This is a genomic window from Actinoplanes lutulentus, assembly GCF_003259845.1.
GTDB lineage: Bacteria > Actinomycetota > Actinomycetes > Mycobacteriales > Micromonosporaceae > Actinoplanes > Actinoplanes lutulentus.
This window is the reverse complement of the sequence record NZ_QLMJ01000017.1, coordinates 11893-27656: the sequence shown is the minus strand read 5'-3', so window position 1 is coordinate 27656 and position 15764 is coordinate 11893. Positions and strand designations below refer to the sequence as shown.

Sequence of the window (15764 nt, the reverse complement as noted above, 5' to 3'; positions counted from 1 at the left end):
ATCGGTGCTGCCGGTTCTGGAAGCGTCGTTGGCAGCGGCTGTCCGATTCAGGATGTGAGGTGGAACTGGCCGGGGAGCTCGCAGCAGCCTGCGGCGTGGAGATCGGCGGTGGGGGCGCTGAGGGGCGACCGCGTGAAGAAGGACGGGTCGAGGTGGTACGTCAGCGTGGAGCCGGTGCCAGGTCGTGCGTCGAGATCACGGAGTGGGCCGGTGGGCGCTACTTTCGGGCCAGGGTGGAGAGACGCTATGACGACGGCGGTCAGGACGCTGGTAGGCAGATGCGGATCGGATCCGAAGTACATGCCCGGCCACCGCCGGACCGACTCGTCGAAATCCAGGACCGTGATGTCCGCTGCGGAGTACTCCCTCACGGGCATACGGTGCCTGAAAGGGGAGGGAAAGAGAAGTCAGGAGCGGTCGGCCGCGGCGGCTTCGGCGAAGGTGCGGATGAGCTCGATGTCGCTTCCCCAGCCGTCGAACACCTCGGCGTGACCGTTGCGCCTCGCCAAGATTTCAACCTCGGGGAAGAAGCGCAGCGACGCGGTCCGGATGCGGTCCGGCATGAGTGCTGTGGTCCAGTGGCCGGGGAGCGGGAAGTTCTCCAACTCCCACCGCAGGTATTTGTTGTAGGGACGAAGTCTGCCGTGCAGGGCGAACACCGTCTCCAGCAGCCAGGGCAGACTCTCCGCCTCGTCGAGCAGCGCGGCATCGGTGGCGCCGTCCCGGCGGCTCTTGACGCAGCGGTAGAGCTGGTTGATGTAGGCGTCCAAGGTGGCTCGTGCGTGAACGGCCGCCTCCTCGGCCGAGAGCGTTGCCTGCCGTTCGACCAAATGGGTGATGCCCCCGTCCAAGCGGTCCAGCAGCACCGTCGCACCGCGATAGGAGTACCGCCGCCAGTGCACGGATGTGTCAGCGAGAGCATCGACGGTGCAGACCACCTCGTCCAACGTCTCGGTGCGGGTGCTGTGCTGCCACGGCTGCGACTGCGTCGCCACCACGATCGTCACGTCGTAGTCGGATCGCGTGGTCGCGGTGCCCCGCGCTCGCGAACCGGTCAGGATCACGCCACGAACGCCGGGATCGTCGCCCGCGCGGGCGAGGACCTGATCGAGGATGTCCACGGCACACAGGTACCAGAACACCACGGCGGCCCACCACGGATTTCTAACGCCTGGGGTCGGCGGTATCAGCGGCAGCGTCTGGGACTGCGTCGATCTCGCCACCAACGTTCGAGGGGTCCCGAAGAAGCCGAAGCTTCCCAAGAAGAAAAGAAGCCCCGCCGCGGGTGAATGAGATTCGGTGATGCTGTCGGGCCCGCTCGGCTGGTCGGCCCAGCCAGGAATATCGCGATCTTCGGAGGTAAGATCCAAGGCGATTCGAGCCGCAAAAGGCTGACCGGACGATCGCAATTCGTGTGGGATCGGTGGTGACAGGTGTCATTCGATGACGACTCGATGCGGGCGCTCATTCAACAGCTGAGCCCGGCTCAGCGTGGTGCGGCAGGGGCCGCTGCGCTTGACCGGATACGCGTGGTTCTCGATGTTGATCTGGAAGTCGACACCCTCGATGAAACCCGTCGTGTAGTGGATGAAGCCGTTCGGGTCGGACTCGAGCAGGCTGCGGGGCGTGGTTCCGGGAACGCAGGCACGGTGTTGTCGGCGCTTCGCGCCCTGCTGCCTGATGAAGCCGATGAGGATCCCTTCGTGGGGGATGAGGAATGGACCGTAAATGTAATGACGGTTGCGTTGAATGCGGTCCTGGGTGGACTCTCTGACGGAGATTCGGCACGCTTCTGCTTCAACGCGCTTCACTGTTCCTATAGTGTCGCCGGTTATCTCGAGGATGATTTGAACGTGCCTTACGATCAGCCGTATTCCGATGGGGAGGCTGATCAGCAGATGGCGGATATTCGTTACCTCGCCGACCTCGGCCGCGCAGTGGATGATGATGCGATCGATCACCTGAGGAGCTCTTCAAATCATCTCCGCGACGGATATGCGACGCGGATGCGCCAGGTGATCGAATTCTTCTGATGCGAGTTGATTCGCCCCGGTGGCGTTCCCGGGACCTGACCAGCGTCTCGTGGCCCGCGGCGCTGGACGGCCGGGCCGGGCGACCACCAGCCCCTCAGCGGGGCGGCCGGCCTCAGAAGGTCGGCGAATGGCTCGACGCGGCCGACCTGGTCCCGGGCGAGTCGACGCTCGCCGGCAACGAGCCGGTCCTCGTCCACAACTGCGGCGCGGGCATGACGGTCTCCCAATCCTTCTATTGGATCGGCTCGAGGATATGTAGTTGCAAATGATGCTGGACAGGTTGTTCGTTGAAGGATCGTCCGTGCGGGCCACAGTCTTCGTCGCGGCCTGCGCGGAGCGTGCCATCAACATCGCCTCGTGGGCGGCGGCGCTCGATGGCCGGCCAGGTGATGCAGAGATCTATGTTGAGGCCCTGGAGTTCTTGTGGCGTCCTGGTGCCGTCGATTCGCAGGATGTCTGGGTGCGCATGGCCCGGCTCGAGGAAGCCCATGAGATGGCCATGGCAGATGAGTTGACCGGACTGCCGCTTTATGGACTGGGCTCGGTGCTGGTCCTTCATTCTGGTCTCGTCGTACTGGCTGAACCCACGCCGGCTAATGTCGAGGATTGTTCGATGGCGGCCCGCAACGCTGCCTTTCATCTGGAAGGCCTCGTTCCCGATCAGCAGTTCCTCAGCGGGGAGGAGCGCAGTCAGAACGAGGACATCGAATCATTGCTGGGCGGCGTTTCCGCGGACGAGTTGCGGAACCGGGCCAGAGCAGCTGGCCGAGATCGCCTGAGTCTCATCCGCTCAAGAGTCTGACCGGCTGTGAGATCGGGCGAGGAGGGGGCAGACCTGCTCCCGATTGAGTGATCGGCGGGTCTCCTGGGCCTGCTGAGCAGCCTGTTTACTCCGTACCCAAGGAAGGAAGCCGGCGGCGTGCCGCGCGGGGTGGGTGGCAGGGCCATAATGTAAGAAGTGACCAGCTACGCCGTTGACGACGAGAACAACACCCTGATCCGCACGTGGGCGACGGGGAACGGGTTGCGCGCGGCGATTGTTGCCGCGCTGCCGGGACCGGCCGCCTCGAACCAGCGGATGCATCTGGCAGCGGCGATGTCGAATCTGTCCGAGGCGCTGTGGCGCTGTTACACCCATCCGGCGAGTGCGGCCGGCAGCCTGGACGTGAACACCGAGGGCTGGCGGCGGCAGCAGACCCGGGACGGGTTCTCGACCGTTGTGGCCGCGATTCAGAGTCCCAACCTGGTGGATGACGCGGGTTATGTGACCGTGGAGTACGACCCGGTGCAGGAGTACGGGCATCGGCTGGGGCGGGCTCTGCACGAGATCGGTGACAGCCCGCTGACCGAGGCCGTGGTGGCTGACGTCGCCGCCGAGATCCGGGCTGTTGAAGAGGCTGAGCTGGGCAATCTCGCCGGCCGGGCCGTTCAGGCCGTCGTGCTGAGCCGGGCGGATGCCAGTCCGGCGCAGGTCGCTGCCGCTGACGCGATCCTCGACAAGGATCCGCTGGGTGGGCGCGAGCTGTTCATGGAGCTCGAACCGACCGCCGCGGCCGTCGCCGCGGCGCACTGGCTCAAGGCCGCCGCCGATGTCACGGCCGAGCTGTCCGGGATTCCGGCTGAGCTGGTCGTCGCGTCCGCTGACGACATCGAGGCGCTGCCTTACCGCACGCCAACGCTGGTGCTTGAGCTTTTTGAGATCATGGGTACGCCGTACCAAATTGTTGTTGATCTTGTCTCGGAAGCCATGTTGATCGCTGAAGGGTTGGCGCCGCCGGACGGGTCGCTGACCTATGACGACAGCGGCGGCGACGACGGGGACGATGAGGACGACGACGAGTTGTCGGGCGATGCCGAGGACCCGCCGGTGCGGCTGACGCCGCTGGATCCGTCACGACCGGCCCGGGATCTGCTGGAGGATCTGCTGATCGGGATTCACGCTTGCCGGTTGCTGTACGCGCAGTACACCGAGGACCCGAGCGGCGACGACGATGTCTTCTCCGCTGCGGTGCGGGCTCGGGCCGCGCAGAACAGCGGGCGCCTGCTCTGAGCGATCGGTGACTTCCTCAGCGGGTTTCGCTGTGGTTCGGTGTGTCTGTGGACGCCGAGGTGACGGTCGGGATCATCAGCGCCGTCCTCACCGTGGTCGGCATCGGCGTGGCGTACCTCCAGCTGCGCCGGACACCGCAGGGGAAGACCGGTCCCGCGCCGCCGGTGACACCGGTGTCGCTGGTCCTCGGCGACATCCCTCGTCAGCCGCTCGCCCACGTCGAGCGTGAGGATCTGCTGCTTCGGCTGACGCAAGCTCTGGAACAGGAAAAACTCAGCGTCCTGGTGGGCCGGAAGGGTTCCGGCAAGACGCACCTCGCGGCTACCCACGTACGCGGGCGTCTGGGTGGCGGTATCGGTCGTGTCATCTGGATCGTGGCCGAGGACGCCGCCGCGATCGTCACCGCGCTGGCCGCGACGGCGCTTCGATGCGGCATCGTGGACGAGATCGCCGACACCGTGCCGGCCGCGCGCCACGCGCTGCGCTGGCTGGAGCAGCAACCCGATCCGACGCTGCTGGTCCTCGACAACGCGACGGACCCGGATGCGATCTTGGGCTGGCTGCCGACCACGGGCAACGTCGAGGTCATCGTGACCACGACGAATCAGGACTTCATCGTCTTCGGCGGTGTGGTCCCGGTCGGGCCGTTCGAGCCGGCACAGGCCGCGGCGTTCCTGTCCGCACGGGCCTCCAACGACGATGTCGCCCGCGCGGGAGAGGTCGCGCTGCGACTGGAGAACCTGCCGCTCGCGCTGGCCCAGGCCGGGGCGGTGATCCGGCGGCGGCGTCTGTCGTTCGCGCAGTACCTCAAGGAATTCGAATCGGTGCCGCTGGCCACGTCGCTTCCTCGGGTTCCCGGTGAGAACTATCCGAGCAGCCTTGAGGACGCGACGTTGCTGTCGATCGCGGGCGTGGAGAACGGGGATGCCGGCGGGGTTGTCCGGCGGCTGCTGCTGATGGTCGCGACGCTGTCGGAGGCGGGCGTCGGCCGTCATATTCTGCATCGCCTCCCCGATGGTCCGCTGGATGTCGATCACGCACTCGCGGAGCTGGCGAGTGCGTCGATCATCGGGTTCGATCTTGAGGGCGCGACCGTTCTGATGCACCGCCTGACCCGCAAGGTCGTGGTGGAGCGTGCTCGGCGGCAGGGGCAGGATCGCGCGGCCGTGGCCGAGGCGGTCGATCTGCTGACCCGTGTTCGGGAGGCCGGCATCGACGTTGTGGACCACATCGACGAGGTGTGGCGGGCGGGGCTTGGCGACTCCTCGGTTTTCGCCGCTCTTGTGGAGTTGCGGCTGTGGAGCATCAATCGCCTTGTCGACGTCAACGAACTCGACCGGGCCGTGCAGATCGCGGGTAGAACGTTGACTGACCTGCAGGCTGCCACCTCGACCGGTGACGATCACCTTGAGCACGCACGACAGGCGTTCCGACGCGTCAGCGTGCTGGCCGACCGATACCTCGAAGCAATCCCTTTCGTTGAGGAGGACCTGGCCGAGTGCCTCCGAAAGGCGGGACCGGATAGCTCGACCACGATCGCCGCTCGCAATTCACTGGGTTATCTCTGCGAATGCGGGGGACTACTGGATCGGGCGATCGAGATTCATGCCCTCAATCTCGCGGAGAGTCTTCGCGTGTGCGGTCCTGATGCGCGGTCCACCATGGCAGCGCGGATCAATATGGCGAGCACATACCGGTCGATGGGCAGGATGGCCGACGCGGTGCCGATCTTCGAGGAGAACCTGGCAGAGAACATTCGCGTTCATGGTCCGGGGGACCCGTCGAGCGTCAACGCGCGTGGCGAACTGGCTCGCGCCTACGTCCGCTCGGGGCGCGCCGAGGAAGGCTTGCGGCTGCACGAGGAGAACCGCGTGTTCATCGAGAACGCGCCCTCGGTGGATTGGGATGAGTTCTGGTGGTCGCAGTACCGCGCCACCGCCTACTCGGTCGCTGGGCAGCACGACGAGGCGATATCGCAACTGCGTGCGCTCGCGGCACGAGCCGGTGAGACGCTGACGGAGCGGAATCCGCGGGCCATCCGGATGCGTCTCTCGCTCGCGCGGGCGCTGATCACTGCAGGGAAGACAGCGGAGGCCGTGCGGCTGTTCGAGCGGACGGTCGATGACCGGAGCAAGGTGCTCGGGCCCGATCACACCGCGTCCCTGAACGCCCGGCGCAATCTCGGACTGGCGGTAGCCGTCAGCGGGCGTACCAGACGGGCCTCAGCGATTCTTCGCGCCGTGCTCGACGACTACGTCCGGGTTCTCGGTCCGGACCATCCCTACACCCGGACGGCGCGGTCGACCCTGGCGCGCGTCCGGGAGGTCCGCGCGTTCCCTGTCTGACCGGAACTTTCGGGCGGCTGATCGGCCGTCGCTTCTCACCGGCATGCATCGAGATACGTCGCTGCCCTTGACCCGCCGGACATGGGCTCGTAACGTGCGCTTAATCGCTCCGGAAGTGTCCGAGAGGACGCCGAAAGTTTCGGTGTCTTCCGCGAGAAGTCCCCTCAAGAGCGCCTTCAGCATGCCCTTTCCCATGCGGAGGCGTCGTGATTCCCCGATCACCATCCCCGTTCGGAAGGAGAGCCCTGGTGAATATCAACTCGGGCCGTTCCCGCGCGGCGCTCGCCGCGCTGGTCGCATCCGCGCTCGCGGTCACCGCGATCGCCCAGACCGGCTCCACGCTCGCGGCCGCCTCACATGTCTCCGTGCTGGTGGCCGCTGCCCCCGTCGAGGATGAGGGTGTCGACTGTCCGGTGCCGGCGCTCCCCGACGCCGGCGCGCTGCCCACCGACGCGAAACTCCCCGATCCCTTCACCCGGATCGACGGCACGCGCATCACCTCCGTGGCCGACTGGCGGTGCCGGCGACAGGAGATCAAGAAGCAGGCCGAGAAGTACGTCTACGGCACGAAGCCGGCCCGCCCGGCGACCGTCACCGGCACGGTCTCGACGAGCAGCATCACCGTGAACGTGACCGAGAACGGCCGGAGCGCCAGCTTCTCGGCGTCGGTCTCGCTGCCGAGCGGCACCGGGCCGTTCCCGGCGGTCGTCGTCTACGGCGGGATCGCCGACACGGCCACCATCCGGGCAGCCGGCGCCGCGGTCATCAACTACGACCCGTACGCGGTGGGCAAGGAAGGCACCGGCCGGGCCAGCAAACAGGGCGCGTTCTACACCCTGTACGGCTCGACCAGCACGACCGGGCTGCTGCAGGCCTGGGGCTGGGGCGTCAGCCGCATCATCGACGTGATCGAGCAGTCGAACGGCAGCGTCCTCAAAGCGGACGCGACCGGTGTGACGGGATGTTCCCGGTTCGGCAAGGGCGCGTTCGTGGCCGGGGTGTTCGACCAGCGGATCGCGCTGACGATGCCGATCGAGTCGGGCAGCGCCGGTGTGCCGATCTTCCGGGGCATCCCCGGTGAGGGCGCGCAGAGTCTGAGCAGCGCGTACGGCGAACAGCCCTGGCTCGGTGACGGGTTCGGATCGTTCACCAGTGCTCCGGGCCGGTTGCCGGTGGACACGCACGAGATGGTGGCAATGGTCGCGCCGCGCGGTTTGTTCATCATGGACAACCCGCACATCGCCAACCTGGGCCCGAAGTCCGCGAGTGTGGCGGCGCTGGGTGGCGCCGAGGTCTACAAGGCGCTCGGTGCGGGCAGCAACATCACGTACTGGTCCGACGTGGCGAGCGGGACGCACTGTGCGAACCGGTCGGAGTGGACGGCCCCGTTGCAGCAGAACATCAGGAAGTTCCTGGTGAAGACCGGCAACGACCCGGGCGCGATCAGGATCGCCGGCAAGGCGCAGGGCAACCTCGCCGAGTGGCGGAACTGGACGACTCCCACGCTGACCAGCGGGCCTTCGTCGCCGTCACCCAGCGTGCCGACATCTCCGTCTGCGTCTCCCTCCGCGTCCCCGTCGGCGCCGGGTGGTAGCTGTGCCGCGTCGATCACCCCGGGCACGGTCTGGGGCGACAGATACAACACCTCGGTCACCGTGACCGGCTCCAGCACCTGGACCGTCACGATCGACATCACCGCACCGCAGAAGGTCTCCACCACCTGGAGCGGCGCTTTCACCTGGAGCAATGGCGGCAACACGATGACCGTCAAACCCAACGGCAGCGGCAACGCCTTCGGCTTCACCACCATGACCAACGGCAACTCCAGCGCACGGCCTCGCATCACGTCCTGCACCGCGGCGTAAGCACTCAGGAGGAACCATGAAGCGCAAACATGCGGCGCTCACCCTGCCGGTCGCCGTTCTGCTGGCCGTCGCCGGAGCTGTCGTCCTTCCCGGCGCCGCCGGCGCCGCCACCACCCTCGGCGCATCCGCCGCGGCCCGCGACAGCCGAGTCTTCGGTACGGCAGTCGCAGCGAGCAAACTGAGCGACACCGCTTACACGACCATCCTCAACCGCGAGTTCAACGCGGTCACCCCCGAGAACGAGATGAAGATCGACGCGACCGAGCCGCAGCGGGGCCAGTTCAGTTACGGCAACGCGGACCGGATCGTCGCGCACGCCCGTGGACAGGGCATGCGGGTACGCGGTCACACCCTGGCCTGGCACTCGCAGCAGCCCGGCTGGATGCAGAGCCTGTCCGGCAGCACCCTGCGCTCGGCCATGCTCAACCACGTCACCCAGGTGGCCACCCATTTCAAGGGCCAGGTCGCCTGGTGGGACGTGGTGAACGAGGCCTTCGCCGACGGCAGCAGCGGCGCCCGCCGCGACTCCAACCTGCAGCGCACCGGCAACGACTGGATCGAGGCCGCCTTCACCGCGGCCCGGGCCGCCGACCCGAGCGCCAAGCTCTGCTACAACGACTACAACACCGACAACTGGAGTGCCGCGAAGACCCAGGCCGTGTACCGGATGGTCCAGGACTTCAAGAACCGTGGCGTGCCGATCGACTGCGTCGGATTCCAGGCGCACTTCACCGGCGGTTCCAGCTATCCGAGCAACTTCCGGACCACGCTGTCCAGCTTCGCGGCTCTCGGCGTCGATGTGCACATCACTGAACTCGACATCACCAACGCGCCGGCGGCCGCGTACACCAGCGTGACCAACGACTGCCTCGCCGTTCCCCGCTGCCGGGCCATCACGGTGTGGGGAATCCGCGACTCCGACTCGTGGCGCTCCGGTGAGAGCCCGCTGCTGTTCACCAGCAGCGGCGGGAAGAAGGCGGCGTACACGGCGGTGCTGACCGCGCTGAACAACGGCACCTCACCCAGTGATCCGGCGTCGCCGTCGCCGTCGTCGCCCGGTGGTGGCTGCACCGCTTCGATCACCCCGGGCACGGTCTGGGGCGACCGGTACAACACCTCGGTCACCGTGACCGGCTCCAGCACCTGGACCGTCACGATCGACATCACCGCACCGCAGAAGGTCTCGACCACCTGGAGCGGTGCTTTCACCTGGAGCAACGGCGGCAACACGATGACCGTGAAACCCAACGGCAGTGGCGCCACCTTCGGCTTCACGACCATGACCAACGGCAATTCCAGCGCCTGGCCCCAGATCACCTCCTGCACCGCGAGTTGAAGGCTACTCCCATGAAATGCATGCTCAGAGCCGCGCTCGCCGGGGTCGCGGCGGTGGCGCTGGCCGTCACGGCCGCGCTGGCCGGTGGACAGTCGGCGCAGGCGGCGTCGCTGGTCCAGGTGACCGGGTTCGGCACCAACCCCAGCAACCTCAACATGTACATCTACGTCCCGGACCGGGTGGCCGCCCGGCCCGCGCTCCTGGTCGCCATGCACTACTGCAGCGGCAGCGCGTCAGCCGTGGCCAACGGGTACTTCCGTGACTACCAGACGGCCGCCGATCAGTACGGATACATCATCGTGTTCCCGGAGGCGACCCGCAGCGGGAACTGCTTCGACGTCTACTCAGCGCAGGCCCTGCAACGTGGCGGCGGCAGCGATCCGGTCGGCATCATCTCGATGGTCAACTACACCAAGTCCCGGTACAACGTGGATCCGAGCCGGGTGTACGCCACCGGTGTCTCCTCCGGCGCCATGATGACCAACGTGATGCTGGCCGAATATCCGGACGTGTTCGCGGCGGGGTCGGCGTTCATGGGCGTACCGGCCGGGTGTTTCGCCACCACCGGGGGCTCGACCTGGAACTCCCAGTGCGCCAACGGCCAGATCTCGAAAACCGCCCAGCAGTGGGGTGACCTGGCCCGTTCGATGAACCCCGGTTACAGCGGCGCCCAGCCTCGGATGCAGCTGTGGCACGGCACCACGGACAGCACGCTGAACTACAACAACTTCGGCGAAGAGATCAAACAATGGACCAACGTACGCGGTGTCAGCCAGACACCGGTGCTGACCGACTCGCCGGCGTCCGGCTGGACCCGTACCCGGTACGGCAGCAGCAGCGTCACAGCGCCGGTGGAGGGCAACAGCCTCGCGGGGGTCGGTCACTCACTGCCACAGAACGGCATGATTGCGTACGCCATCAACTTCCTCGGCCTCAACAGCACCTCCGCCTCGCCGAGTGTGCCGTCGTCCCCTTCTCCGTCGTCCCCGTCTCCTTCGCCGTCCTCGCCGGGTGGTAGCTGCACCGCGTCGATCACCCCGGGCACGGTCTGGGGCGACCGCTACAACACCTCGGTCACCGTCTCCGGCGCGAGCACCTGGACCGTGACGGTGAACATCACCGCGCCGCAGAAGGTCTCGACGACCTGGAGTGGCGCCTTCACCTGGAGCAACGGCGGCAACACGATGACCGTCAAGCCCAATGGCAGTGGCAATACCTTCGGCTTCACCACGATGACCAACGGCAACAGCAGCGCCCGGCCCCAGATCACCTCCTGTATCCCAAGCTGACTCCGGGGGCGCAGGACCGCGGTTGAGGCAGCCGGCTTGCCTCAACCGCGGTCCTGCCAGGTGTCCGCACGATAATCTTGCGTGATCGAAACGTCGGAAAAATCCCGATACAGGCGGCGAGCCGGCCGCACAGCGGCAGCGGCAGCCGTAGTGGTACTCGCTGCCTGCTCGGCATCTGACCTGAAGTACTCAGACGTGTCGGAGAAGGATTTCCCCGCGACGTACCTGAACGACAAGATTGCTGTCGCCTTCTTCTCCACCCAGATGGACGCGACATTCAAACGGGGGCGCGTCGCATTCATCAACAGCGACGGTACGACCGAAGTCTTCAACCACGAAGGCCTCGACGTGGGAAGACTTGCCAACGACGGCCGGAACTCGGTGCTGGTCGCCGACCGTAAGTCCGACACGGTCATCGGCGCCGGCGGCCGCAGCACCGCGCGTGGGCGTACCGAAGATGTTGGGTTCTTCTCGGGGTGGGTTTCTCCATCGAATGGCTATCTGTCGCTGTTCAACAGCGGCCCGCAGGACAACGCCCGGGGATACGGCTTCAACCTGGACTGGTACGACAGCGCCGGGCACCACACCGGCAACATCCCCTATTACCTGGAGGTGGCCGGAATCTGCGACGGCATTCTGTACACCGTCGGCAGCTCCAATCTTCCCGTCGCGGTGACGAAGGAAGCGCCCGTGGCGAGGTTGCTCAGAACGCGAATGGCGGCGACCGCATCCACGGAGATCGTTGCCAGTTGGCCGCAGACAGCGACGACCCACGGCGGTCCGGTCGGCCAGGTGTTCTGCCACGCGGGTGCAGCGCATTTCATGTACCAATCGCTGGCTGAGGCCGACGACACCACCACCCCCTGGGCCGTCTACCTGAAGTCCGCGAACTTGCGGTCCGGCAAGGTGGAAGACCGCATGGTGCACCAGTTCAGTGGTCGTGACGAAGCCATCGAATTCCAGACCTGGCACGCCTATCGCAGCGATCATCTGCACGACGGGGCTATGCACTATCTCGACGGACAGGGCCGGGTATTTTCCACGGATCTCGCCACCGGGCGGGTGCGGCAGGACGTGGTGCTCGACATTCCGCACTACCAGGACGGCATGGCAGTGACCTATTGGGCGGGCAGCAACCTGTACTTCCTGTACCAAAGCCATGACCTCGACAAGGACGCCGTCCTCACCTGCTACGACTTCACCACCGGTTCGAAGACCTACCAGAAGCAGGTAGAGGGAATCGGGGATCTGATCGGTGACGGTGTCTACCTCAAGGATCTCGTCGCCTTCGAGTAAGCGAGTCCCCCGAACCGGTGCTTTCCGTCGGTGGCGGACAATCGGTCCATGTTTGTGATCAAGGAACGGCTCTTCGCCCTCGGTGACGACTTCGACGTGCTGGACGAGAACGGCACGAAGGTCTATCGGGTCGACGGCAAGGTGCTCAGCGTCCGGAACAAGGTCGTCATCGAGAACGCGGACGGCGACGAGGTCGCCTCCGTACACCGCCAGCTGATCGCGCTGCGCGCGACCTACGAGATCCAGATCGGTGGTGAAAAAGCTGCTGAGGTACGGAAGAAGCTCTTCACCCCGTTCCGCGACAAGTTCACCATCGACGTGCCCGGACCGGACGACCTGGAGATGAAAGGTGACCTGCTCGACCACGAATACGTGATCGAGCAGGACGGCACCGAGGTCGCCTCGGTCTCCAAGCGCTGGCTGACGATCCGCGACACCTACGCGGTCAAGGTCGCCGACGGGATCGACCCGCTGCTGATCATCGGCAGTGTGCTCGCCCTGGACCTGGCGCTGGAGCGCGACGCGGAGAAGAAGCCTGGCAAGGACGACTGACCCGGCTCACACGGTCAGGACGATGCGGCCGAACACCTCGCCGGCGTCCATCCGGTGGTGCGCCTGCGCGGCGTCGTCCAGGGGCAGCACGTCGTGCACGACGGCATGCAGTTCCTTGCGGGCGGCGGCGGCGAACTGCTCGGCACGGATCCGGTTGCGCTCGTGGACGGCCACGGTGTTCAGGCTGAAGGTCGCGAACGAGCGGGAGCGTTGGAACGTACCCAAGAGGGTCTTGCCGAAATCGGCGGGCGGGAGCCCGGCGACGACGCCGACGGCGACCATCCGGCCGTTGTCGGCGAGGCGGTCGATGAACGAGGCCGTCGCGTGCCCGCCGACGATGTCGAGGATGACGTCGAACTCGTCGGCGGGTGCCGCGTTGTTGTCGGTCTCACCGTCGCGGTTCAGCACGGCTGTGGCGCCGAGTTCCCGCAGCCGGGCGCCGCGTTCGGGGGAGGAGGTCGTCACGGCGATCGTGGCGGCGCCGCCGAGGGCTGCCAGCTGGACCGCGGTGATGCCGATGCTGCCGGCCGCGCCCCGGATCAGCACGGACTCGCCGGCGGTGAAGCGGCCGTGCGCGAGCGCGAAGTGGGCGACCGGGCCGGCGCTGCCCAGTGCCACCGCGTCGACCGGCGACAACCCCTCCGGCAGGGCGGTCACGTCCTCGAGGCGGGCCACCGCGCGTTCGGCATATCCGCCGCCGGTTCCGGTGAACGCCCACACCAGCCGCCCGATCCACGACGGGTCCACGTCGTCACCGGTGGCGATCACCCGCCCGGCGACCTCGCTGCCCGGGACGAAGCCTTCCTGGAAGCCGTACCCGCCGAGCGTGCCGCGCCGGATGACCGCGTCGACACCGCCCACCCCGATCGTCTCGACCTCGATCAGCACCTGTCCGGCCGTGGGCGTGGGAACCGGCACGTCGAGCAGAGCCATGCCGCTGGGGTCTCCGAACGTACGAATGCTGATGACTTTCATGGCTTTTCTCCGCTCTCGTAACACGTACCGCGACCGTAGCGGACACCCCCGTCCACTTCGGTAAAGTGAGAGGTCATGGCCGACTCTTTGCCTCACATGCTGCGCTCCGACGCCCGGGACAACCGGGACCGTGTGCTGGACGCTGCGCGGGAGCTCTTCGCCGACCGCGGCCTCGACGTGCCGATGCGCGAGATCGCCCGCCGGGCGCAGGTCGGTCCCGCGACGCTGTACCGGCGGTTCGCCACCAAGCAGGCGCTGATCGACGCCGCGTTCGCCGCGGAGATGCAGGCCTGCGTCACGCTGGTCCGCGACGGTTGCGCGGATCCGGATCCGTGGCGGGGGCTGTGCTCGATCGTCCAGGGCGCTACTGAGCTGAACGCACGGAGCCGCGGTTTCGTCGACGCTCTGTCGTCGGTGCCGGACGGGGTGAGCGTGCCGGACCATCGGCGGGTGCTGCTGCGGTCGGTTGAGGGGCTGTGCCGGCGTGCGATCGAGGCTGGCGCACTGCGACCGGATTTCGTCCTCGATGATCTGGTCCTGATGCTGCTGGCCGCGCGCGGGTTGCCGGTCGCCTCGTTGGAGGATCGGCTTGCGGCGGCGCGGCGGTTCGCGGGGCTGGCGCTGGAGGCGTTCCGCGCGGCGAGCGAGGCAGGCCCGCTGCCGCCACCGGCGCGGCTCATCCCCGCGATGCTGCCCAGCGAAACGTCATGACCTAGTCGTCACCGCCGAGGCTTCCCAGGCCAGCCAGTGCAACAGCTGCCGCTCCACCTTGCGCGGGCCGGCAGGCAGCCGGCGGTAACAGCCTTGGATCCCATCGGCAGCCACCAGCGCCTCAGGAATGGCCGACCAACCTGAGGACCACGAGAACCCGGCACCGCACAATTATGCGCGTGACCGGCGCGGCGCCGTTTCAGGCGGTGAAGAGGTATTCCAGCGTGTAGGCGCTGGAGTCCAGCACCATCTCGTTGACTCGACGCTCCCGGAACGTCTCCGGCCCGATACCGGCCTCGGCCATCCTGGCGTACATGCCGCCGGGCCTCGGGCTGGTGTAGGCCACCGCCGGGACCGCGGCCACCACGTCGAGCGGGATGTAGCTGGTCGCGGTCTGCACGATGCGATCTTCGATGGCGAAGCGCCGTGCCCGGGTCAGCACCGCTGCGCCTGGCGGCACGCCGAGCGCTTCCGCGATGTCCTCGGAGGCAGGCGCCTCTTCGACGATCACGTTGACCGAACAGAGCCGCCCGCCGGTGTCGTGGTCCTGGATCGCCTTCCCCTCGGACCACCAGGATCGCGAGAGCCGGTCCGGTGACGAGCGCACGATGCCGGCGCGAATCGCGTTGGCAATGTCGCGGTGCACCGGTTCACCCACGCGTTCAGATTACCAGTCTCTAAGGATCATTCTGCTTTACGGTCGTGAAGTGCGGCACTTTACGATCGTAAAGTTCTCAGGTCCGCTAAGGTCCGTCAGCGTGGCCAGGCAGAAGTTTCTCGACGCGGCGATCCGGCTGTTCGCGCGGCACAGTGTCGCCGGCACCTCGCTGCAGATGATCGGTGACGAGCTCGGGGTCACCAAGGCCGCGGTGCACCATCACTTCCGGTCCCGGGAGGACCTGCTCGCCGCGGTCGTCGAGCCGGTTCGGGTCGGGCTGCGGGAGACCGTGCTGGCCGCTGAGGCGCTGCGGGGCCGGCACGCCCGGGCCGAGCGGGCTCTCACCGGCTTCGTCGCCGTGGTGCTGGGCAACCGGGAACTGCTGCCGGTGCTGACCGGCGATCCGGGGGCCGCGGAGCTGCTCGGTTCGCACCCCGACCTGGGTGATCTGACCCGCCGGCTGACGAATCTGCTCGCCGAGGTCGACCCCGATCCCGGTCCGGGCGGGCACATCCGGGCCGACGTCGTGCTGTCCGGCATCGCCTGCGCCGCCGGGCCCCGGAGTCACGGTGCGGATCCGGCGATCCTGCGTGGACACCTTCTTGACACTGGCCGGCGCGCGCTCGGTCTCCGTACCCGGAAAGGCTCTTGATC

15 protein-coding genes are annotated in these 15764 nt (G+C 67.0%); 11 read left to right on the top strand and 4 right to left on the bottom strand.

The genetic code is table 11. The features are described 5' to 3' along the window. Window positions 1-47 precede the first annotated feature (47 nt). Both B0I29_RS31080 and B0I29_RS31075 read right to left on the bottom strand, forming a co-directional pair. Window positions 48-371 (bottom strand): hypothetical protein, encoded by a 324-nt coding sequence (locus B0I29_RS31080; RefSeq protein ID WP_146616935.1) that lies wholly within the window; start codon window positions 369-371, stop codon window positions 48-50. Window positions 372-407: 36 nt separating this feature from the next. Next, on the bottom strand, window positions 408-1145 hold the full coding sequence (locus B0I29_RS31075; RefSeq protein WP_181558057.1) for a nucleotidyltransferase domain-containing protein: 738 nt from the start codon (window positions 1143-1145) through the stop codon (window positions 408-410). 288 nt (window positions 1146-1433) lie between these two features. Here B0I29_RS31075 and B0I29_RS45320 point away from each other — a divergent pair, with 288 nt between their 5' ends. From B0I29_RS45320 to B0I29_RS31030, 9 genes are all read left to right on the top strand, one after another. Further along, on the top strand, window positions 1434-2033 hold the full coding sequence (locus tag B0I29_RS45320; protein WP_146616934.1) for a hypothetical protein: 600 nt from the start codon (window positions 1434-1436) through the stop codon (window positions 2031-2033). Window positions 2034-2292: 259 nt separating this feature from the next. Beyond that, window positions 2293-2835, top strand: a complete 543-nt coding sequence (locus B0I29_RS31065) for a hypothetical protein (protein ID WP_220091450.1) — start codon at window positions 2293-2295, stop codon at window positions 2833-2835. A gap of 156 nt (window positions 2836-2991) precedes the next feature. Continuing rightward, window positions 2992-4083 carry a hypothetical protein gene (locus B0I29_RS31060; RefSeq protein ID WP_220091449.1) on the top strand — a complete coding sequence of 364 codons (1092 nt, stop codon included), beginning with the start codon at window positions 2992-2994 and terminating at the stop codon, window positions 4081-4083. Window positions 4084-4175: 92 nt separating this feature from the next. Beyond that, window positions 4176-6428 carry a tetratricopeptide repeat protein gene (locus B0I29_RS31055; RefSeq protein WP_146616932.1) on the top strand — a complete coding sequence of 751 codons (2253 nt, stop codon included), beginning with the start codon at window positions 4176-4178 and terminating at the stop codon, window positions 6426-6428. A gap of 248 nt (window positions 6429-6676) precedes the next feature. Beyond that, window positions 6677-8293, top strand: a complete 1617-nt coding sequence (locus B0I29_RS31050; protein WP_245972855.1) for a glucuronyl esterase domain-containing protein — start codon at window positions 6677-6679, stop codon at window positions 8291-8293. A gap of 16 nt (window positions 8294-8309) precedes the next feature. Beyond that, window positions 8310-9629: a glycoside hydrolase family 10 protein gene (locus B0I29_RS31045; RefSeq protein ID WP_111652682.1), complete on the top strand. Its 1320-nt coding sequence runs from the start codon at window positions 8310-8312 to the stop codon at window positions 9627-9629. Between the two features lie 20 nt (window positions 9630-9649). Continuing rightward, a complete protein-coding gene (locus B0I29_RS31040) occupies window positions 9650-10918 on the top strand; it encodes an extracellular catalytic domain type 1 short-chain-length polyhydroxyalkanoate depolymerase (protein WP_375790655.1) in 1269 nt (422 codons plus the stop codon). A gap of 195 nt (window positions 10919-11113) precedes the next feature. Further along, window positions 11114-12214, top strand: a complete 1101-nt coding sequence (locus B0I29_RS31035) for a hypothetical protein (protein ID WP_111652680.1) — start codon at window positions 11114-11116, stop codon at window positions 12212-12214. Between the two features lie 48 nt (window positions 12215-12262). Further along, a complete protein-coding gene (locus B0I29_RS31030) occupies window positions 12263-12766 on the top strand; it encodes an LURP-one-related/scramblase family protein (RefSeq protein WP_111652679.1) in 504 nt (167 codons plus the stop codon). Between the two features lie 6 nt (window positions 12767-12772). Here B0I29_RS31030 and B0I29_RS31025 read toward each other — a convergent pair whose 3' ends face one another. Then, on the bottom strand, window positions 12773-13741 hold the full coding sequence (locus B0I29_RS31025) for a zinc-dependent alcohol dehydrogenase family protein (RefSeq protein ID WP_111652678.1): 969 nt from the start codon (window positions 13739-13741) through the stop codon (window positions 12773-12775). A gap of 75 nt (window positions 13742-13816) precedes the next feature. Here B0I29_RS31025 and B0I29_RS31020 point away from each other — a divergent pair, with 75 nt between their 5' ends. Continuing rightward, the gene (locus B0I29_RS31020; RefSeq protein WP_181558055.1) at window positions 13817-14452 is read left to right on the top strand and encodes a TetR/AcrR family transcriptional regulator; all 636 of its coding nucleotides are present in this window, start codon (window positions 13817-13819) and stop codon (window positions 14450-14452) included. 199 nt (window positions 14453-14651) lie between these two features. Here the strand turns inward: B0I29_RS31020 and B0I29_RS31015 are convergent, their stop codons facing one another. Beyond that, the gene (locus B0I29_RS31015; RefSeq protein WP_111652677.1) at window positions 14652-15110 is read right to left on the bottom strand and encodes a UTRA domain-containing protein; all 459 of its coding nucleotides are present in this window, start codon (window positions 15108-15110) and stop codon (window positions 14652-14654) included. Between the two features lie 100 nt (window positions 15111-15210). On the opposite strand from B0I29_RS31015, the gene B0I29_RS31010 reads away from it, so the two are divergent. Next, the gene (locus tag B0I29_RS31010) at window positions 15211-15762 is read left to right on the top strand and encodes a TetR/AcrR family transcriptional regulator (RefSeq protein WP_220091448.1); all 552 of its coding nucleotides are present in this window, start codon (window positions 15211-15213) and stop codon (window positions 15760-15762) included. Window positions 15763-15764: the final 2 nt, after the last annotated feature.

Bases quoted from the DNA above. Each gene is read 5' to 3' on its own strand.
- B0I29_RS31040 (WP_375790655.1), top strand. From the start codon at position 9,650: ATGCTCAGAGCCGCGCTCGCCGGGGTCGCGGCGGTGGCGCTGGCCGTC.
- B0I29_RS31025 (WP_111652678.1), bottom strand. From the start codon at position 13,741: ATGAAAGTCATCAGCATTCGTACGTTCGGAGACCCCAGCGGCATGGCT.
- B0I29_RS31030 (WP_111652679.1), top strand. From the start codon at position 12,263: ATGTTTGTGATCAAGGAACGGCTCTTCGCCCTCGGTGACGACTTCGAC.
- B0I29_RS31045 (WP_111652682.1), top strand. From the start codon at position 8,310: ATGAAGCGCAAACATGCGGCGCTCACCCTGCCGGTCGCCGTTCTGCTG.
- B0I29_RS31020 (WP_181558055.1), top strand. From the start codon at position 13,817: ATGGCCGACTCTTTGCCTCACATGCTGCGCTCCGACGCCCGGGACAAC.